18 protein-coding genes are annotated in these 20389 nt (G+C 55.0%); 11 read left to right on the forward strand and 7 right to left on the reverse strand.

The genetic code is table 11. From position 1 onward, the window contains the following. Together ACK4S7_RS06960 and ACK4S7_RS06965 are read left to right on the forward strand one after the other, a co-directional pair. Positions 1–312 (forward strand): acyl-CoA dehydrogenase family protein (locus tag ACK4S7_RS06960; RefSeq protein WP_409645347.1); only part of this gene is annotated, 312 nt, incomplete at its 5' end. A gap of 138 nt (positions 313–450) precedes the next feature. Further along, positions 451–885 (forward strand): acyl-CoA thioesterase, encoded by a 435-nt coding sequence (locus ACK4S7_RS06965; RefSeq protein ID WP_409645349.1) that lies wholly within the window; start codon positions 451–453, stop codon positions 883–885. Here ACK4S7_RS06965 and ACK4S7_RS06970 read toward each other — a convergent pair. Further along, positions 882–1679, reverse strand: coding sequence for a crotonase/enoyl-CoA hydratase family protein (locus ACK4S7_RS06970; RefSeq protein ID WP_409645350.1), 798 nt, complete (start codon positions 1677–1679; stop codon positions 882–884). The two genes, ACK4S7_RS06965 and ACK4S7_RS06970, sit on opposite strands and share 4 nt — an antisense overlap. Next, positions 1676–2296 carry a 2-hydroxychromene-2-carboxylate isomerase gene (locus ACK4S7_RS06975; protein ID WP_409645351.1) on the reverse strand — a complete coding sequence of 207 codons (621 nt, stop codon included), beginning with the start codon at positions 2294–2296 and terminating at the stop codon, positions 1676–1678. Before ACK4S7_RS06975 ends, ACK4S7_RS06970 begins: the two co-directional genes overlap by 4 nt. A gap of 235 nt (positions 2297–2531) precedes the next feature. On the opposite strand from ACK4S7_RS06975, the gene ACK4S7_RS06980 reads away from it, so the two are divergent. The 4 genes from ACK4S7_RS06980 to ACK4S7_RS06995 are packed head-to-tail and all read left to right on the forward strand — an operon-like array spanning position 2532 to position 7960. Continuing rightward, on the forward strand, positions 2532–4121 hold the full coding sequence (locus ACK4S7_RS06980) for a M23 family metallopeptidase (protein WP_409645352.1): 1590 nt from the start codon (positions 2532–2534) through the stop codon (positions 4119–4121). Positions 4122–4160: 39 nt separating this feature from the next. Continuing rightward, complete coding sequence (gene hemB, locus ACK4S7_RS06985; RefSeq protein WP_409645353.1) at positions 4161–5162, forward strand: porphobilinogen synthase; 1002 nt, start codon at positions 4161–4163, stop codon at positions 5160–5162. Between the two features lie 3 nt (positions 5163–5165). Continuing rightward, on the forward strand, positions 5166–7400 hold the full coding sequence (locus tag ACK4S7_RS06990) for a fused MFS/spermidine synthase (RefSeq protein WP_409645354.1): 2235 nt from the start codon (positions 5166–5168) through the stop codon (positions 7398–7400). Further along, the gene (locus ACK4S7_RS06995) at positions 7397–7960 is read left to right on the forward strand and encodes a gamma carbonic anhydrase family protein (RefSeq protein ID WP_409645356.1); all 564 of its coding nucleotides are present in this window, start codon (positions 7397–7399) and stop codon (positions 7958–7960) included. Before ACK4S7_RS06990 ends, ACK4S7_RS06995 begins: the two co-directional genes overlap by 4 nt. On the opposite strand, the gene ACK4S7_RS07000 is transcribed toward ACK4S7_RS06995, so the two are convergent. Further along, positions 7957–10050 (reverse strand): TonB-dependent receptor, encoded by a 2094-nt coding sequence (locus ACK4S7_RS07000; RefSeq protein ID WP_409645357.1) that lies wholly within the window; start codon positions 10048–10050, stop codon positions 7957–7959. The two genes, ACK4S7_RS06995 and ACK4S7_RS07000, sit on opposite strands and share 4 nt — an antisense overlap. Positions 10051–10226: 176 nt before the next feature. On the opposite strand from ACK4S7_RS07000, the gene arsC reads away from it, so the two are divergent. Further along, complete coding sequence (gene arsC / locus ACK4S7_RS07005; RefSeq protein WP_409645359.1) at positions 10227–10574, forward strand: arsenate reductase (glutaredoxin); 348 nt, start codon at positions 10227–10229, stop codon at positions 10572–10574. Positions 10575–10580: 6 nt separating this feature from the next. Here arsC and ACK4S7_RS07010 read toward each other — a convergent pair whose 3' ends face one another. Both ACK4S7_RS07010 and ACK4S7_RS07015 read right to left on the reverse strand, forming a co-directional pair. Next, on the reverse strand, positions 10581–12932 hold the full coding sequence (locus ACK4S7_RS07010; RefSeq protein WP_409645361.1) for a putative bifunctional diguanylate cyclase/phosphodiesterase: 2352 nt from the start codon (positions 12930–12932) through the stop codon (positions 10581–10583). Between the two features lie 160 nt (positions 12933–13092). Next, complete coding sequence (locus ACK4S7_RS07015; protein ID WP_409645362.1) at positions 13093–14820, reverse strand: fatty acyl-AMP ligase; 1728 nt, start codon at positions 14818–14820, stop codon at positions 13093–13095. 110 nt (positions 14821–14930) lie between these two features. Here ACK4S7_RS07015 and ACK4S7_RS07020 point away from each other — a divergent pair, with 110 nt between their 5' ends. After that, entirely contained in the window at positions 14931–15464 is a 534-nt protein-coding gene (locus ACK4S7_RS07020) for a regulatory protein RecX (RefSeq protein WP_409645363.1), read from the forward strand. 2 nt (positions 15465–15466) lie between these two features. Here ACK4S7_RS07020 and ACK4S7_RS07025 read toward each other — a convergent pair whose 3' ends face one another. Continuing rightward, positions 15467–17560, reverse strand: coding sequence for a RelA/SpoT family protein (locus tag ACK4S7_RS07025; RefSeq protein ID WP_409645418.1), 2094 nt, complete (start codon positions 17558–17560; stop codon positions 15467–15469). A gap of 191 nt (positions 17561–17751) precedes the next feature. On the opposite strand from ACK4S7_RS07025, the gene ACK4S7_RS07030 reads away from it, so the two are divergent. Then, positions 17752–18552, forward strand: a complete 801-nt coding sequence (locus ACK4S7_RS07030) for a hypothetical protein (RefSeq protein ID WP_409645364.1) — start codon at positions 17752–17754, stop codon at positions 18550–18552. A gap of 154 nt (positions 18553–18706) precedes the next feature. Here ACK4S7_RS07030 and ACK4S7_RS07035 read toward each other — a convergent pair whose 3' ends face one another. Continuing rightward, a complete protein-coding gene (locus ACK4S7_RS07035) occupies positions 18707–19063 on the reverse strand; it encodes a CC_3452 family protein (protein WP_409645366.1) in 357 nt (118 codons plus the stop codon). A 191-nt stretch (positions 19064–19254) separates the two neighbouring features. Here ACK4S7_RS07035 and ACK4S7_RS07040 point away from each other — a divergent pair, with 191 nt between their 5' ends. Together ACK4S7_RS07040 and ACK4S7_RS07045 are read left to right on the forward strand one after the other, a co-directional pair. Next, positions 19255–19773, forward strand: coding sequence for a winged helix-turn-helix transcriptional regulator (locus ACK4S7_RS07040; protein WP_409645368.1), 519 nt, complete (start codon positions 19255–19257; stop codon positions 19771–19773). Positions 19774–19984: 211 nt separating this feature from the next. Then, the coding region (locus tag ACK4S7_RS07045; RefSeq protein WP_409645369.1) for a CarD family transcriptional regulator at positions 19985–20389 on the forward strand (405 nt) is incomplete at its 3' end.

Raw genomic sequence — 20389 nt, forward strand, 5'->3', positions numbered from 1 at the left:
TTGCTCGATTTCCAGAACACCCGATTTGTTTTGGCCGACATTAAATCAAAGCTTCAGGTCGGATGGGCGCATCTCGATTGGGCATTGAACCGTCATTACAAGAAAGAACTGACCGCTGAGGAAGGCGCTGCCGCAAAATTGTGGCATACCGATCTTCAGTGGGAAGTCGTCGATGCCTGCCTTCAATTGCATGGTGGTGCGGGCTATATGAACGAATATCCCATCGCCCGCATGTGGCGCGCAGCGCGCGTAACGCGCATATTTGGCGGAACGAACGAGATCATGAAAGAACTCATCGGTCGGGGTCTGTAAGAGCTAGGTACTGTCTCGCGTACACCGTTACCCTGAACTGGTTTCAGGGTCCATTGTGATCCGCAGCCGGCAGTCTACGCAGATGAATTGGCCCTGAAATACGTTCAGGGTGACGATTTTTGATAAGGTTTCAACAAAATGCCCAAACCACAAAGCTGGCAGCTTGACCCCGCAAGCTATCCGTTCAACCACCGCGCAGAAACGCGGTTCGCGGACCTTGATCTGTTAGGCCATATCAACAATGTCTCGATGGCTGGACTGTTCGAACATGGCCGCGGTATGTTCAATCATGCCATCGAGGTCGAACGCCGCGCGCCGGGGCAACGCTGGTTGATCGTAAGCGTCGCACTTGAATATATTGCCGAGGCACATTTCCCGGAGCATGTGGAAATTGCCAGCGGCATATTGCGGATCGGCAACAGCAGTTGGGATATCGCCTCCGCCGCGTTCCAGGGCGGCGAATGCAAGGCCACCTGTATCACGACCATCGTGTTAACTGACGCAAATGGCCCGACTACCATTCCTCAGGATTTGCGTGAAGAATTCGAACGGTTGCGGGTTAAGCCTGTTTAATCAACAAATACTGCCGCGCGCTTCTGCAATCCGGCCATAACTGCTTCGATTTGGTTAGGCGTTCGGATAACGCGGGCTTGACGCACGCTTTCCGCCATAAGTATCGCATCTTCGTCCATATCTGCATATTCGTTGAACAAGGCTTTTGCCTCACGCATCGCGTCAGGGTTACGATTGGCGATCTCATGGGCGATGGCCATTGCGCGGGTATGCGGGTTTTCATCCACTAACGTCGCGAAACCTATGCTCAACGCTTCAGTCCCTGAAAACTCACGGTTGGTATAGGTCAGCTCCCGCAGAATATCCTCGCGTACCATGCCACGCCACAGGGCATAGCCGCCCATATCGGGGATCAGGCCCCATTTCATTTCCATTACTGCCATCCGCGCATCAGGTGCCGCGACACGAATGTCGGCGCCGCTAGCGATTTGCAGCCCGCCGCCAAAACATACGCCATGAACGGCCGCGATCACTGGCATGGGCAGTTTGCGCCAAAGCATAGCAACCTGCTGGAATGTGTTTGCATTGTTATGGGTCCGGTCGGTCAGGCTGCTCGGTCCGCTATTCGCACTGGCACCCCCGCTGGCCATGCTGGCCATATCAAGGCCCGCACAAAAACTGCGCCCCTCGCCCGACAGCGCCACCGCCCGCACGCCCTTCATTGTTGCGAGCTCTTCGCCTGCAGCAATAATCCCCTGAAACATCGCCGGATCGAGCGCATTCATCTTGTCCGGACGTGTCAGCCGGACATCCGCCACATGATTTTCGACGGAAATACTTACGCGGTCATTCATGTGCGGCTCCTGTTCAATGCAAATTCCACCAGTGGCAATTGGTCGTTACCAAAATACATTTTCGTTGTGTCGACAAAAATCGTTGGCGAACCATATCCGCCACGCGCGATTACCTCGTCTGTGTTTGCACGCAAAAGGGCTTTGACCTCGTCTGTTTGCGCACGAACACGCATGGCTTCGCCATCAAGGCCAACCTTATTCGCAACGGCTACCAGCACGTCCGGGTCATCCAGATTTTCCTGCGCGCCGAAGTAGCTTTCGAAGGCCGCTTTTGTAAATTTCTTCAGCGCAGGCTGATCATCCTCCAACGTACATGCCATGCGCATGGCATGGATGCTTTTGGCCGGATGATAGGCGCTTGGAAAATTCACTTCGATACCCGCCAGCGCCGCCCAGTCTTTCATAACGCGCCAGCTATGTTTGAACTTGGGATTGTCCATCGCTTCGCGGGCAGCATATACGGCGGGGTTTACTGCATTGAACAAGCCCCCAACCAAAATAGGCCGAAATCGGACGGAAGCGCGAGTGCGTTTTATCAGCCCGTCAAGATTATGAAATGCAATATAGGTCCATGGGCTTGAAAGGTCGTAAAAAAATTCGATCCGTGCATCACCCATCTGACTCTCCTTCGGCTTTTCAGCTCATGCGTGGTCTTTCGCCAATTTACGACGATAAGTAAAGGTTACCGCGATCGAGACAAGGTTCCAGCGCTGGTCCGCGAATTTGCACCGTCTACCGCAGTTCCGCTTGGCTGAGGCCGCTCTTAATTTGACTTTAACCATAAGGCGTCACAGGGATGACGGCGGATATACGCCCGGGCGGATGGGGACAGGGTCGTGGATAATACTGTTTATGTTTGACGGCAGAGACACGCGGCTAGCTGCATCAGGCTGGGACGTCGACATGACATTACCCGATGCCATAATTACGCCGATGCGCCATAAACCGGAAAAGCATTTCTCCGATGTCACTTGGCGCGAACGTCTGGCTGAACTTGATCTGGTTCCCGACCTGGGCGAAGACATCGGCTCGGTCCGCTGGTTCCGAGGTCTTGGCACCCTCACCTTATTAAGCGTCGCCGCGCTCGCGCTTCTTCCCGATTATGGGCCCATTTATGGCGCACAACCCCCCATGCCGACCGATGCGGAATTTGAAGAGTCGCGCGCCCAGATGATCATGCCCATTGCTTATGGCAGTGATAGCGGTAAGCGAATGGCTGCAACGGACGCAGTTGTGGCACTCGCAGGCAGCCCGGAACGCCCGCGTATCGAACTTGCTGCATCCTTGGGCCGCGGTGACAGCTTTGCCCGTGTTCTCCAGCGTTCAGGCGTCGGCGGCACAGAGGCAGCTGATGTTACCCGCATGGTTTCCGGCGTCACGCCTTTGTCCGCCATCGAACCTGGCACCATGATTGACATCGTGCTCGGCACGCGGCCGGCAAAAAATCAGGCACGCCCGCTTGAATCGGTTGCCTTTCGTGCGCGCTTCGATCTGAACTTGGAAATTGTGCGCGATGGTGGGAGCTTGCGGCTAAACCGAAAGCCAATCAACGTCGATAACACCCCGCTGCGCATTCGCGGCACTGTCGGCGATCAGGGTATCTACCGTTCGGCCCGTGCCGCTGGGGCGCCTGCCCGTGCAATTCAGGACTATCTGAAAGTCATTTCTGGACGGACCTCATTGTCGTCGATCCGTCCCACTGACGAATTTGACATTATCATCGACTACAAACGTGCAGAAACCGGCGAAGTCAAGGTTGGCGATCTGCTTTACGCCGGCGTGGACCGCGATGGAAAATCCGCAATCCAGATGTTGAAATGGACATTAGGCGATAGCAGTCAATGGTTTGAAGCGTCCGGCGTTGGCGAATCCAAAGGGGCGCTCAGCCGTCCAGTCAATGGGCCTGTGACATCTGGATTTGGCGGTCGACGTCATCCAATTCTGGGCTATATGCGCATGCACAGCGGTCTGGATTTCAAGGCTGGCTACGGACAACCGATATTCGCCGTTACCGATGGCGTTGTGGCCTTTGCAGGCCGCAAGGGTGGCTATGGCAATTTTGTGCAACTCAATCACGGTGGCGGCCTGGCGAGTGGCTATGGCCATATGAGCAGAGTTGCCGCCCGCCCGGGCAGCAAAGTTCGCCGTGGACAAATTATTGGCTATGTCGGCTCCACTGGCCTGTCGACGGGGCCGCATCTGCATTATGAACTTTATCGAAACGGGCGGGCGGTAAACCCGATGTCGGTCAAGTTCACACAGCGGGCTCAGCTTTCCGGCAGCGACCTCACGCGGTTTAAAGGCAACCTCCAGCGGCTTAAATCCGTCAAGGCTGGCGCTGCGCTAACCCCGTTACGGACAGCGCCCCAAGTTGACGAGGCGCCCAAGCGTGAAATCGACCGGCTGACGCTTCGCGATAGTCGCACGCTCCCCAGCGGATAAGGCGTTGAGGAAAGGGGATATCACCGCTAGGTGGTGTGGATGAGCGATATATCTTCTTTTCCAAACAGCCGCCTGCGGCGCACCCGTGTCACCGGTTGGAGCCGAGCGATGGTTCGAGAAACCATCCTTTCTCCGGCTGATCTCATATGGCCATTGTTCGTGACAGAAGGGCAGTCAATCGAAGAGCCGATTGCGACCTTGCCCGGCGTATCGCGCTGGTCGGTGGACCAGATTGTGGTGCGTGCGGCCGAAGCCATTGATCTCGGCATACCGTGCGTTGCGTTGTTCCCGAATACGCAAGCGGATCGACGGACTGACGATGGAGCTGAAGCGTTTAACCCGGACAACCTCATGTGCCGCGCCATTCGTGCAATCAAGCAAGCGCATGGCGACGCAATTGGCGTCCTGACCGATGTCGCGCTGGATCCTTATACCAGCCATGGTCAGGACGGGCTGGTTGATGACAACGGCTATGTGGTGAATGACGAAACGGTCGCTGTGCTTGTTGACCAGGCCATCAACCAAGCCGATGCAGGCGCGGACATTATTGCACCAAGCGACATGATGGATGGTCGTGTGGGCGCCATCCGCAAGGCGCTGGAGATGAACGGGCACCATAATGTCCAGATCATGTCCTATGCTGCCAAATATGCGAGCGCCTTTTACGGGCCGTTCCGTGATGCGGTCGGCTCGAGCGGCCTGCTAAAGGGTAGCAAAAAATGTTACCAGATGGACCCGGCCAATACCGACGAAGCCATGCGTGAAGTGGCGATGGACATTGCCGAAGGCGCCGACGGCGTCATGGTGAAACCTGGCCTGCCCTATCTCGACATCGTCCGGCGTGTGCGTGACCGCTTTGACGTGCCTGTATTTGCTTATCAGGTATCTGGCGAATATGCGATGATTGAGGCTGCCGCTGCCGCTGGCGCAGGTGATCGGGACGCACTTGTGCTGGAAACGCTCATGGCGTTCAAGCGGGCGGGATGTTCAGGAATTTTGACCTATCACGCGGCATTGGCAGCGCGTTTGCTAAAGGGATAATGCATGAACGGGATTGAGGTGCGAAGCAGCCGCGGGTTATTCCTGCTCACCATTTTGACCGGCAGCTTTCTGCTCTTCCTCGTTCAACCCATGATTGCCCGCATGGCATTACCCCGCCTTGGCGGAGCACCCGCCGTCTGGAACAGCGCGATGCTGGTGTATCAGGCGTTGCTCCTCGGAGGCTATGCCTACGCGCATCGTCTTGCGCGCGAGCCCGCCCGTCGTCAGGCCGTTATTCACATCGCGTTGTTCGCAGTGGCTTTGCTGTGGCTTCCGCTGGGCCTGGTGGACATGCAGCCGCCATCGGACGGCTCTCCCATATTCTGGGTGCCGTGGCTGTTGGTCGCATCCATCGGGCCGCTCTTTTTCGTCGTGGCTGCGCAAGCACCGCTGATGCAGCGATGGTATGCGATATCGGGCAACAAAGGCGAACCATATGCGCTCTACGCTGCATCAAACATTGGCAGTTTTGCAGGCTTGCTGACATATCCTTTGGTTGTTGAACCATTCACGGCCTTGCAAAGCCAAAAATGGTTGTGGAGCGGGATTTACCTGCTGCTGATGACGCTGGTCGCCATTTGCGCTCTGAAAATCTGGCGCGTGTCGGGTAGCCTGTTTGCCAGTACAGCGCCAGAAGAGACGGCAGAACATATCGGTTGGGGCCGACGGCTGTACTGGATCGCCCTTGCCGCCGTGCCGTCCGGGTTGATGCTATCGACTACATCGCATCTGACGACGGACTTGATGGCAATGCCTTTATTGTGGGTCATTCCGCTCGCTATCTACCTGCTAAGCTTCAGCATTGCCTTTGCCGACAACCAAAGGCCAGCCTATTGGATCAGCCGATTTGCACCGCTGGTAATGGTTGTAGCTGGCTCCTTCATTTTTCTGCAGAGCAGCAAGGCCGCGCTCAATGGCATTGTGGCAAGTTTGGGTTTGTTATTCACCGTCGCCGTGGCGTTACACGGCGAAATGTACCGGACCCGGCCAGCGCCAAGCCAGTTGACGGCTTTCTACCTGATGATGTCCGTCGGCGGCGTGGTGGGCGGCCTGTTCTGTGCCATCATCGCGCCGTTGCTCTTCAATTGGACGTGGGAGCATCCGTTGCTCATCCTTGCGGCCGCCGTTCTTTTACCAAAAATCTCGCTGATCCCATTGAACAGGAACGATACCAAAATTCCTTATGTCATGGCAGGCTTTGGTCTGCTCGCGTTGTTGATCGGGGTATTCGGGGCAGTGTCTGAACCCGACAATATTTCCGTCCTGAAGGTCGTTCTTGCTTCCGTTGTGATAACATTGGGCGCATTGGTCGCGGGCTTTCGTGTGCCGTTCTTGCTGGCAGTGGCTGGCTTGCTCACACTCAACGGCGGCTATTATAATGCACAATTGAGCATGGATGGCGCGCGTATGCGGAGCTATTTCGGAACTTACACTATAAACGCGACTGAAACCGGGCGCGTACGGTGGTTGACGCATGGCACTACCATGCATGGCATGCAGTTGTTGGACGAACCCACGCGCCCCATCAGCTATTACGCACAAAATTCGGGGGTCGGTAAAGCCCTTGCTAAAGCACCCGATCTTTATGGCGATGGCGCCAGTATTGGCATCGTTGGCCTCGGAACCGGTACATTGGCCTGCTATCGCAGGCCCGGCCAAAGGTGGCAATTCTTCGAAATTGACCCGCTGATGGTGGAAATTGCGCGCGACAAAAAAGTGTTTTCCTTCCTCGAAAAATGCGCACCCGATGCCGGCATTACGCTTGGTGATGCACGTTTGACGCTCGCTGAAGTGCCAAGGGGACAGTTTGATATTCTGGCGTTGGATGCATTTTCGTCCGATGCCATTCCGCTGCATCTGCTCACGCGGGAGGCTTTCGACACCTACGGTCGCGCGCTCAAACCGGACGGAATGCTAATCGTTCACATTTCAAACCGCTATATCGACCTGAAACCAGTCGTGGCCGCGGAGGCAGAGGCAAATGGCTGGTCTGCCGCATTGCGTCAGGACAGTCCAACCCAGGAGTTGGTCGACCAGGGCGCGCGGCCATCCGTGTGGATTGCACTAAGCCGCAACCCGCAAAAGCTGACGCAGCTTACGGGACAGCTCGATAAAACAAAAAGCTCCTATTATGCTCCCGATCAATGGCTTGAGCTGAAATCTTCTGGCAATACCCGCGCATGGACCGACGATTATGCGTCAGTTCTTCCACATCTCAATTTTTGGAAAAATCAATGATGCACGCCCGCGACGATATCAGCATCATTACCTTGAACGGCAAAACGCCACAAATCCACGACAGCGCCTTTATTGCGCCTGGCTGCCGGATTATCGGCGATGTTACGATCGGACCCGAGGCGAGCATCTGGTATAATTGCGTGATCCGGGCGGAGGTGAACCGCGTGGTCATTGGCGCGCGAACAAACGTGCAGGATGGCAGCATTGTTCATTGCGATGGCCCCATACCAGGCGTCGAAGACGGCTTTCCCACTATCATTGGCGACGATGTGCTGGTGGGGCATAATGTGATGCTGCACGGATGCGTCCTGCATGATCGGGCATTTGTTGGCCTATCCGCCACGGTGATGAACGGCGCAGTCATCGAAAGCGACGCGATGCTCGCGGCAGGGGCAATGCTCACTCAAGGCAAGCGCGTGGAAACGCGGCAATTATGGGCCGGTTCGCCCGCGCGTTTTGTGCGCGACCTTGATGATGCCGCCGTTATGGGAATGCGGCTTGGCGTTGCACATTATGTCCACAACGCCAAGGCCCATGCCGCCGCACTCACCGTTGATTAGAACTTGGCTCGTATCGTAAAGCGGCCGTTGATCGGCGCGCCTGTCGAAATATTGTTATTGTTATGCGCGTCCGAATAATAATTGGTGTCCAGCAAATTTTCGACGTTCAATTGCAGCTGCATCGCATCATTCAGATCATAATATAAGGCAGCATCGACACGCGTGAACGCAGGTAATTTTGTGGTATTGGCGGCTGTCCGGATCGCGGCAAACTGGCTCGACTGATGGATGATGCCAAGACCGCCCGCAAATCGATCGTTAAAGTCATAGCGGTTCCACAGGCTTGCCTGATGTTTGGGAACCTGCCCCAGACGGACGCTGTCATTGCCCGCCAATTTCGCATCCTGATAGCTGTAACCACCGTGGACCTGCCACGATGACGATATTCGACCGGTTGCCGCCAGCTCAATGCCTTGGGTACGCGTCATACCGATGTTGATGCTGGCCAGCGGATTGAGCGGATCAGGCGTCGTCGCGTTACTGCGCTCAAGCTGAAACGCCGCAAATGTCAGGTTCAAATTCGGACGTACATCCCATTTTGCGCCAATTTCGTAATTGGTGAATTTCTCCGGCGCTAGATTCTGTTGCGTTACCGTCAGCGCCAAAAACTGGTCACCCGAACGCGGCAGGAAAGATTGGCTATAACTGCCATAAAGCGAGATATTTTCTTGTGGTTTGAATATCAGGCCAAGCCGGGGACTAACCTTTTCGTCCTCGCGCGCAAACGGCCTGTCGACTGCCGGGAAAAGATCAATCCCTTCTATGTCAAAACTGTCATATCGAAGACCAGCGACAACATCGATATGGTCGCCAATGCTGATCTGGTCCTGAAAATACGCCGAGAAAAATTCCACGTCTGACACCGTGTCGCGTGATGGCGTGTTAAACGAGACCGTGGGAAATACAGGGTTGGCAAGGTTTAACACAGCGTTGGAAAGCGCACCGTTAAACCGGCGGTTGGCGGATTTTTGATCTCCATATTCGGCACCTACCAAGATCTTGTGCGCCAGTGGCCCAGTTTCCACGTCCCATACGAGATTTGCCTGTGCAATAAAATTTTCGCGCTTTGTAGGGTCGCTATAAGCCGCCAGCGCAACATTTCCATTCTGCGCCGTTGCGGCTCCGTTGGCATAAACGTTGACGTAGATTTTGTCATAATCGCCGTAAAGCATGGTGCCGCTAAAGCTTAAATTCGACGCCAATTGGCCATCAAGCCTGAGTTTTGCAATTTGAGCCTCAAGTCGCGTGCGATTGACACCGGGAACACCAAAGAACTGATCTCGGTATCCTGCAATCGGACGGTTGGGTTGCCCTGCACCAGTTGCGATCGATGGAACGCCGCGGTCAGTCGTGCGGTCGTCGTTCACATATTCGTAAGAGAGCCCCAACTTCCACGCATCATTAAGATTAAACGCGACATAGGGGTTCCAGGCATAACGTTCCCCGCCGACGAAATCGCGATGGCTGTCCAGATTTTCATACACCGCGTTAATCCGAACGGCAGCAGCATCGCCCAAGGGTGCGTTTATGTCAGCAGAGACATCATACGCACCAAGACTGTTGATGCTGGCTTGGCCTGCATAAATGAAATCTTCGCTCAAAGGGGACTTTTGAACGCGATTGATGATGCCGCCGCCGCCGCCGCGCCCGAAGATCAAGGCATAAGGGCCTTTCAGGATTTCGACGCGTTCAATATTATAGAGGCCACGATAATATTGCACATCGTCGCGCACGCCATCGAGGAAGAAATCAGCCGTAGTGTTCTGGCCGCGCAACGTAATCTGGTCACGATTGCCTTCGCCCTGCCCAACCGTTGTGCCCGGTACGTACCGCAATATGTCCGCCAGCGAATGATGCGCCTGATCGTCCAACTGCTCGCGCGTAACAACATTGATCGTCTGCGGAATGTCAATCAGCGGCGTGTCCGTTTTCGTCGCTGTAACTGAATTGGACGCGAGATATCCGTCACTTTCACCCGTAACAATGATAGTCCTGGCATCGTCGTTTATCGAGGCTTCATATGCTTCCTCAGCGAAGGCAGCCTGTGCGAATAAAGACGATGACAGAAGGGCAAAGGTGGAGACTGACAATCTGAGCATTACAAACCTTTTATACTTTATTGCGAACCGTTCGCAATTGGATTTGTCTCCACTATTGCGAATCGTTATCATGCGCAATTAAAAATTGTAAAAAAGATTGGTTTCATTTTGCATGTGGCGGAAAAGCTGCATTATCACGTGGAGCGTGACCAAGGAGACAAGACAATATGCATGCAACGATTTGGCATAACCCTGAATGCGGCACGTCGAGAAAAGCGCTCGCTATTCTTCAGGAGACGGCTGGCGTCGAGGTTGAGGTAATCGAATATCGCAAGCAGCCTTTTGATCGCGACACCCTGCTGAAGTTGATCGAGGACGCAGGGCTAACGCCGCGTGAGGCGTTGCGCACGCGCGGGTCCCCGGCCGAAGAACTTGGACTTGTCGACGGTGCATCGGCAGACCGCATTATAGATGCAATGGTTGTGCAGCCCATACTTGTGGAGCGTCCGTTCGTGCGAACCGACAAGGGCACGCGCCTGTGTCGACCGCAGGAAAAAATATTCGATATCCTTTAATTGTCGTCACGCTACCGCGCTGCGCGGCCGTTTGAACAATTCAAGACTGTCGGCAAAAACCATTGGTCGCCCGAAATAATAGCCCTGAATCTTTTTGCACCCCAGTTGTTGTACCATTACCAGTTCGCCCTCTGTTTCCACGCCTTCTGCAGTCGTCGCGATGTTCAGACTGTCGGCAAGTGCAACCACGGCGCGGATGATCGCAAGGCTTTCTGCCTTATTCTTGGCTGCGCCCTGCACAAAACTCCGGTCCACCTTGATCGTGTCAAACCGAACGTTCCGCAGATAGCCAAGCGACGAATATCCCGTGCCGAAGTCGTCGAGCGACAGCTTGACCCCAAGACTGCGAATGCGATCAAGGACCTGGACCGCCATAGTTCCGTCGCGCAGAAAAATGCTTTCGGTGACCTCAAGCTCCAACCGATGGGGTGAAAGCCCGCTGTCTTGCAACGCCGACATGACGGTTTCCACGAAATTAGCGCTCGTTAGCTGATCAACCGAAATGTTGACCGCAATACAGGTAGTTTCAGGCCAACTCATTGCGTCCTTGCACGCGCGGCGCAATATGAAGTCGCCGATTGCTACGATAAGGCGGGCATCCTCGGCCACCGGAATGAATTTTGCGGGCGACACATTACCGAATTTGGGGTTGACCCAGCGCAGCAAGGCTTCAAATCCGACAAGCGTGTTGTCGCCCCGTGCCGTGACCACTGGCTGATATTCTACGTGGAATTGCTCGCGCTCTAGTGCCGCGCGCAGTTCGAACTCCATCAGCCTGCGTTCTTCGGCGTTGGCATGTAATTTGTGTTGATAGCTGTGATGCATGTTGCCGCCTTGGTCCTTCGAGCGGTACAATGCCAGATCGGCGCTGCGCATGAGCAACTCAACCGTCCGTCCATCGACAGGTCCGAGCGCGCTGCCAACACTTGCCCCGATAAACAGCGTATTTTGGTCCACTTCATAAGGCCGCGACAGGCTTTCAATGATGCGTCCTGAAAGCGTCGCCACATAATTTGTGTCGGACGCGTCATTGATGACGACGGCGAATTCATCACCGCCCAAGCGACCGCACAATTCGTTGTCGGTCATGATCAATTTCAGGCGGCGCGCCACTTGAGCCAACAGGCGGTCCCCAACAGGGTGTCCCAACGTATCGTTGACGGCCTTGAACCGATCGAGATCAATCATCAGGAAACCGCAACGGCGACGCCATTTGTCGGCATCTGCCAGCGCATTTGCCAGCGTCTCTGTCAGCAACAGGCGATTGGGCAGGCCGGTCAATGTGTCGAAACGCGCCAGATGGGAAATTTTGTTGGCGGACTCCCGCTGCTCGGTCACATCTGAGCCGACGCCCCGAAAACCAAGAAAGCTGCCATCTTCGGAATGGCGTGGCGATGCTGACAATTCCCACCAGCGTTGCACGCCTTTAAACATCACGGGCACGATCAGGTTGCTGAAGGATTCGCGCCGCTTGAGCCGATCCGCCAGTTCGTGCAGTTCGGCGGGATATTGACCCAGTTCCCACGCGTCGCCCGCAATCAGTTTCAGCAGAGGTTGCCCCTCCACTGATTTCGTATCGGTGCCCAGTGCATAGGCAAAGCGCGGAGAGACATGCGTTGCGCAGCGCGCGACATCCGTTTGCCACAACCAATCCGCACCGCTGTCTTCAAATTCACGCAGGAGCAGGCTCACCGTTTCCGATTTTTCCTGCACAATGCTGTTGGCGACTTCGTAGAGTATCTGCGCGCGCGCAGACTGAAGGCACGCCATGACCAGCAAGGCGCCTATACCGATAGCAGCCACAGCGAGATAATAGCCACCATGAAAGGCAAATCCTAGGCTGGCACAGAGGCTTGTGACACCGATGAAGATCGTCGCGGCCATTGGTGCAGTAGGTAATAACAGCGAAGAATACACCATCATGCCGAGCACGATGGACCAAAGACCAAGCACTTCCATAATTGACCCGCTGGTACCTAACAGGCCAAAAACCGCCCCCCACATGAGACCTGTGACCGCAGAATGGGTATTTAACCGCCTGACGTCGTCCCGGTTATATTGCGGTCTGTCCCAAACCCATTTGCCGCCAAACTGGTAAAAGGCAACAATGTGGAACCCGCAAAAAAGCGACGCCCAGCTGATCATCGCCCACGCTGGCGCAGTTCCACGGTAGAGCAAAAGGGCCAGGATCGCGAACGTCAGGTTTAAGGCGACCCGCAAGGATGTGCGTTGCCTGATTTTGCGCGCCTGAATGGTACGCAAGACATCGCCGTCAAGCCCGGTGGGCTCTGCAAGCCCGAGCAACGCCTTGTAAGAAAGCTCAGTCGGTAATTCGAAGGACGCGTCTTTTTTTATCACGCAGCCAATTTAACGGGAAGACGTTACTTAAAAGTAAGTTTCCCGGAAGAAATCGCTGTAAAATCAAAAACAAATGCAAACGTTGTGGCTAATGTCATGTCATTGCTAAATCAAAGAAAATTGGATCCTCGACTACTGAATGACATCAGTCATCGGTATTTCATGCCGCAATTGCATAGGGCTGAATCTCGCCTGACAGATAGAGGTTGCGCGCCTTGGCGCGGCTCATCTTGCCAGAGCTTGTGCGCGGCAATGTGCGCGGCGGCACCAGTTCGACGACACAGTTCATTCCCGTAACCGAACGGACCTTGTCGCGGATCTGTTCACGCAATTTGGCACGCTCCACCTCGTCGGTAGTGCGACATTGCACCAGCACCGCGGGGGTTTCTTCGCCGCCGGGCGTTGTGACGGAAAAAGCAGCAATGTCGCCGGCCTTGAACCCCGGCAATTGCTCCACTGCCCACTCGATATCCTGTGGCCAGTGGTTCTTGCCGTTGATGATGATCATGTCCTTGGCGCGGCCGACGATGTAGATATAGCCGTTCGACAGATAGCCCATGTCACCGGTATCCAGCCAGCCATCGACCAGACAAGCATCGGTGGATTCCTTGTCTCGGAAATATTCCTTCATCAATGAAGGGCCAGTGCACCACACTTTACCAATTATCTTGTCGGCCACCGGCTTGCGGTTTTCGTCGCGGATTTCGATTGTCATGTCTTTGACCGCACGGCCACAATTGACGATGGCGCGATAACGAATCGGGCGATCAGGCGCGCCGGGATGGCCTGTAAGTTCGGTCTCTTCAACCAGCTCGACCTGAATGCCTTCACCCGGCGGCATGATGGATACTGCAAGCGTCGTTTCCGCCAGGCCATAGCTTGGAAGGAACGACGATGCCCTGAAACCTGCATCACAGAAGGCATCCACAAATGCCTGCATGACGTCAGGGCGGATCATATCCGCACCATTGCCTGCAAGCCGCCATTTTGACAGGTCAAAACGGTCATTCACATGGCTTTGGCTGGAAATCCGCCGCGCGCATATGTCATAACCAAAGGTCGGCGAATAACTGATAACCGTGCCGTCTGCGGCGCTGATCACGTCAAGCCACGCAAGCGGGCGGCGCGCAAAATCTTCGGTTTTCATGTAATCCGTCGAAACCTGGTTTGCCACCGGCGACAGGAAGCAGCCAACAAGGCCCATGTCATGATACCATGGCAGCCACGATACGCAGCGGTCGCTTTCTGTCACTTCCATGCCATGCGAATGCGCGGACAGATTGTTCAATAACGCCTTGTGCGTCACCGCCACGCCATGTGGGAACCGAGTAGACCCGCTCGAATATTGCAGATAGCATATCTCGTCCGTGCCTGCTTGTGGCAAATCGGTTTTCAACGCGATCAGATCGCTGAAACTTTCCCAATCAATGCCCTCAACGCCGCATGCACGCGCTGCATCATTGGCCATGTCCGCCAACTCTGCCGGGAAAAACAGGATCTTGGGGTCACAGCTTTTCAACTGCACCGACAATTGGTCGACATAGCTTTCCTTGCCGCCGAATGATGTTGGCAGTGGCAACGGCACTGGCCATGCGCCGGCATAAACGCAGCCGAAAAACAAAGCGGCAAAATCGGGGCCTGTCTCGGCCACCAAAGCCACGCGGTCGTCCTTGCGGATACCGTGGCTAATCAGGCGATAGGCCATTTTCAGCGCGTCTTCGCGCATTTCGGTGTAGGGATAAGGCCGCGCCAATTGCCCACGCATGTCGTGAAAATTCAGCCCGCGCTTTCCCAAAGCTGCGTAATCGAGCGCTGCACCCAGAGTTTCAAAATCGGAAAAGCGGCGTGGCAAGCTGTCCTGCGTGGGCGTGGATGCGAGTGCGCTCATATTATTTCCCATAGCATATTCGGGCGCTGGCCCGTGTTATTTTTATAAGCGTGGACTAATACGCGCGGATACCAGTTCAAATTTCGACCCGACTGTGGCAAGAATAGGGCGTGAACCGCCCGCGCCCCGCCAAAAAGCCCGCTCCGCCGCTAAATGCAGAGCGGATGCGGCAACTGGCGCTATATTATGTCGGCAAATATGCGACAACGCAGGCGAAATTGGCGGGCTATCTCGGGCGAAAAGTGCGCGAACGCGGGTGGGACGATGAAGGCTCGGCGGACATTGCCGCGTTGACTGAGCAGTTCGCCGCTCTGGGCTATATCAACGACGCCCAGTTTGCCGAAGCGCGCAGCCGGTCATTTGTGCGCAGGGGCTTTGGCGAACGGCGGTTGAACGAGGATTTGCGCGCCAGCGGCATTGGTGACGCCGACGCAATCCCTGCCAAAGCGCATATGGAGGAAAGCATGTTCACCGCCGCAGAAAACTTCGCACGGCGCAAACGGCTTGGACCATTTGCGCAGGAACCAGCGCCACCCGAAAAGAGGCATAAACAGTTGAACGCATTTCTACGCGCTGGGCATGGCTTCGATCTGGCCAAGCGCTTTGTCTATGCCGACCCCGGCGATGACATAAGCGAGGATTAAACTTAATCGTAAACCCGGTCGGCCGTTGCAACCGCTTCTGATGCCCGCAATGCGGAGATGATACGCATCAAATGCTGTAAGTCATGAACTTCCAGATCAACCTCGAACGTGTGGAATTCCACGTCACGGGCGGTCATGCGCAGGTTGATGATGTTCGCCTTGTGGTAACCGAATATCCCGGCAATTTCACCCAGCGTGCCGGGTCTGTTGTGGATGATGACACGCAGCCGCGCCGACGCTCCGTCGCTTCCTTGTCCCCAGCTCAGGTCGACCCAGTCAGCGTCCTCTCCGCTTGCAAGTCGGTCGCATTCGATGGTGTGCACCTCAACCGGTTGGCCCGCCTTCCGCAATCCCACGATCCTGTCGCCCGGTATTGGGTGGCAGCATTCGCCCAGATGATAGCCAACACCGGGGGTTAAACCTCGTATGGAGATGGCGCGTTCCTGACCCGGAAAGTCGAATGCAACGCCATCGGCGTCAAAACCGGGGACGAGAGCCTCCATAAGCGCCCGGTCGTTAATCTTGCCCAAGCCAATGCGGTGCATCAACTCGTCCTCATCCTCCAGTTTCAGGCGTATAACGGCAGCCGTCAGCGCCTTCTTGCCGATTTTACCAGGCATGCGAGCGGCGACTTCTTCATAGAGTTTGCGGCCGATTACCACCAACTCGTCACGTTCGCGGTGTCGCACATGCCGGCGGATGGCGGCGCGTGCCTTGCCAGTGGTGACAAAGTTCATCCACGTCTGTTGCGGCTCCTGGGCCTTTGACTTGAGTATTTCCACCATGTCGCCATTGTTCAGTTGCGTACGCAGCGGAACATGGCGGCCATTGACCTTTGCCCCTACGGTTTTGTCGCCAAGGTCGGTGTGCACGGCATATGCAAAATCGACAACGGTCGAACCCTTGGGCAGCTGATGCAGCGCACCTTTGGGCGTGAACGCAAAAATGCGATCCTGATACATCGCCATCCGCGTATTTTCGAGTATGTCTTCGGCATCCTGGCTGGTTTCCAGAATCTCTATCAAGTCCCGTAGCCATCCCGCCTGCCCATCCGGCTTATCGGCCTGTTTATACGCCCAATGCGCGGCGAAGCCATGTTCGGAGCTTCGGTGCATGTCGGCACTGCGAATTTGAACTTCCACCCGCATATTCTTCGCGAACATAATCGTGGTGTGGATTGACTTATACCCGTTGCGTTTTGGCGTGGAGATGAAATCCTTGAATCGCCCCGGCACCATCTGCCAGCGACGATGCAGCACGCCCAATGCGCGGTAGCAATCTTCGGTTGTTTCGGTAATTACCCGAAATGCGTTGATATCGGTCAGCTGTTCAAACGCAACATGGCGTTCCTGCATCTTTTTCCAGATGGAATAAGGATGCTTTTCCCGACCTGAAATTTTGATCTTCAGCCCGGCCTGTTCCATTTCCCACGCGATGGTCTGGTTGATCTGGTCAATCTCGACATCCGCCTTTTCGCGGATTTGTTTCAGGCGGCCAGTAATTGTCTGATATGCTTCTGGTTCTAACTGCTCAAAGGCAAGCAACTGCATTTCACGCATATATTCATACATGCCAATCCGCTCGGCCAGCGGGGCGTAGATATCCATCGTCTCCTTGGCAATCCGGCGTCGCTTTTCGGGGCTTTTGATGAAATGCAGCGTGCGCATATTGTGCAGCCGGTCCGCCAGCTTGACCAAAAGCACGCGGATATCATCAGAAATCGCTAGCAGGAATTTGCGCAGATTTTCAGCCGCGCGCTCGTCCTCGGTTTGCGCCTCAATCTTCGACAGTTTGGTAACGCCGTCGACCAGCCGCGCTACTTCGGGCCCAAATCGGTTTTCAACGTCCTCAATTGACGTCAGCGTATCTTCCACCGTGTCATGTAACAACGCGGTGATAATCGTGTCCTCATCCATTTTGAGGTCAGTCATAAGCCCGGCCACTTCAACCGGATGGCTGAAATAGGGGTCGCCCGATGCCCGTTTTTGCGTCCCATGCATCTGAACCGTAAAAACATAAGCGCGGTTTAGCCGATCTTCATCGACATCAGGCGTATATGCCCGCACCCGCTCAACCAGTTCATATTGCCGCATCATCATTCCAAGTTGGGTAGTTTACGCTGCGATGCAACAGGAAAATCACTCTTACAACATTCTGTTCAAGGCAGCCGCAGTTTTAGCAGTGACCCAGAAGGCCTGTACCGTGCGCAGCTATCCCCAAAAATATTTTATGACCCGACATCGAAAACACTTTCCTACAATATAATCAATATGTTCTATACTGTCGGATGACACATACACCCATCTCGTCCGCCCGCCCCGAAGAAGCCTTAGACGCTGAACCGAGTGCGACCCTTTCCACTTCGAACATTGAGGCAACTGTCGACGACCATGGCGACAATCCGGATGTTTACAACCCGGAAGATTATCGCTGGGTGCCGGTCCGACGTCGACCGCGTTACGACGGCTGGACAGAAGAGAAGCAGAGACGCTTCATTGAGGCCTTAGCCGACACCGGCCTTGTGAACCACGCGGCCAAAGCAGTGGGTATGACCCGTGAATCTGCCTATCGGCTGCGCCGGTCAGCGCATGGCGCGGCCTTTGCCCGCGCATGGGATGCGGCACGCGAACATGCCGGTTGCGCACTTGAAGACATCGCGTTTGAACGCGCGATCGAGGGCGTTGAACATAATGTATATGATCAATATGGCGAAATTATCTGCACCAAGCGCGTGTATAACGACCGGCTTTTGACATTCCTGCTGCGTCATCTCAAGCCGGAACGATATGCGCCGGACGCGACGGGCATCGCTGCCCCGACGTCGGAATTTCTCGAAACGAGTCTCCGGGCAATGGAACCGCAGCTTCCAGCGCCGCCCGAGGCGCTGATGGACGCGGAGGCGCTTGAAGATTCGCTTGACCTTGCTGACCTGGCGGACGGTTTCCTGCCCCACTTTCTTGCCGAGCAACGTCCTGATTCACCAGCCCAGAGGCCAGAAAAACAACAACGCGATGCAGCGTTGCACCGCGCCTACATCGCGAGTGGATTGTCGGAACAGCGTGCGCCGCCGCCACGACGTTTTAGGTGAGACCTTATTGTGACTTTCCAGCCCTGCGATGGCGCCATAAAAATGCGCCGAAGGGTCGGTCCCTCCGGCGCAGTGTTTTTCGGCCCCTCAGACTGCATGCAGCATGCAGCTATGGGTAAGGAGGAGAGCGGAGCCGAAAGACTCGGAGCGAGGCTTAATTCTTCGCGATTGCCTTTGCGTTTGCGCCATTGCAGGCGGCTACTTCCTCGGCCGTGAACACGCGCTCACCAGCGGTGAAAGCGGAAACCGCGCCGAACTTGCGCGCGATGCTGATGCACATATTCTTAGGTGCCGTCGACGCCATGGGCGCGCGGCAGCTTGTACCTTCACATTTTACATAAACGCTGCGCAGCAATTCCGGCTTTGCGGTAGTGGGCTGGGTCAGTTCGACTTTGTAATAGCTGCTATTGGTCGCGGCGTGCGCTTGAGGTGCAACGAAAAGAAGGGTCGCGCTCAAAGCGGAGGCAGCGGCAAGTGCGCCCAAACGGGCTGAAACGTGGGAGAGAGTCATCTTGTTTTCCTTAGCTTTGCTGAATTCCAAAATGCAGACGGGAACTTTAGGACCTCGCAGGCATTTTGCGCTTCTGGTAAATCAGTTGCGAATCACTACTTATTATTATAGGTTTTTAATTGCAACTTAAAATATATATTGGGTTGCTAATTTTTAATGACGGTCGCAATCTGTGGCCGAGAGGACGTTGCATGGGCGAGTTGCGGGAACCTTTACAAGAGCTTGCGGAGTGCGGCTTGCCAACGGCATTGGAAGCAATGGGCGAACGCTGGTCGTTCATGATATTGCGTGCCGCCTTTAACGGTGTGCGCCATTTTGAGGAGTTTCTTTCCGAAATCGGAATTGCCCGAAATATCCTCGCCAACCGCCTGACCCGGTTGACCGAGAGCGGCATTTTACACCGCACGCCCTGCCCCGACGACCGTCGCAAAGTCGAATATCGTCTGACGGAAAAGGGGCTCGACCTCCTGCCGACGATGATTGCATTACGCCAATGGGGCGAAAAATGGGGTACGGGCGTGTTGTCCAACCCAGTTCTGGTTGATGAACGCGATCGGCAGCCGATTTTGCCTGTGACCATCCGCAGCCATGACGAACGGGTACTGGGACATATCGATCTGTGCTGGATGAATTCGGCCGATATTACGCCCGTCAGCGCCGATACCCCCGACGATATGGGGGACCGCGTCCGGAAATTGAGCGCAATTTAATTTTGCTCTATTGACACTTTGTAAAGCAGTCGTTGAATTTTTGTGGCGAATCTGTTACACTATGTGTTGACCGGCCAAAAAGGCCGATGACTGTGCACCTAAACCGGGGTTGATGCAGGTTCATGACGTAAGGGACGAACACAAAAAGTCTGAAGGGCAACGCTCCGCTGCCCAAGATGCTATTCTCCCGAATAATCAGAAAGGGTCGTATATGACGTCCAACGCGGCGATGTTTGATGTAGGTGATTATGTGGTATATCCCAAGCATGGGGTAGGACGCGTGATTGAACTCCAGGATTCCGAAATCGCAGGGATGCAGCTTCAGCTTTATGTCCTGCGCTTTGAAAAAGAGAAAATGACGCTTCGCGTACCTTTCAACAAGGCTGAAGGCGTTGGCATGCGCAAATTGTCGAGCGACAAAACGCTTAAGGAAGCCATGCACACATTGACAGGCAAGCCCAAGGTAAAGCGGACCATGTGGTCACGCCGGGCGCAGGAATATGAAGCAAAGATCAACTCTGGCGATCTTGTATCGATTGCCGAAGTGACGCGCGACTTGTTCCGCCCTGACGATCAGCCCGAGCAGAGCTACTCCGAGCGGCAGATTTTTGAAGCA

Source organism: Sphingorhabdus sp., from assembly GCF_046292425.1.
In the GTDB taxonomy this organism is placed as follows: Bacteria; Pseudomonadota; Alphaproteobacteria; order Sphingomonadales; family Sphingomonadaceae; genus Sphingorhabdus_B.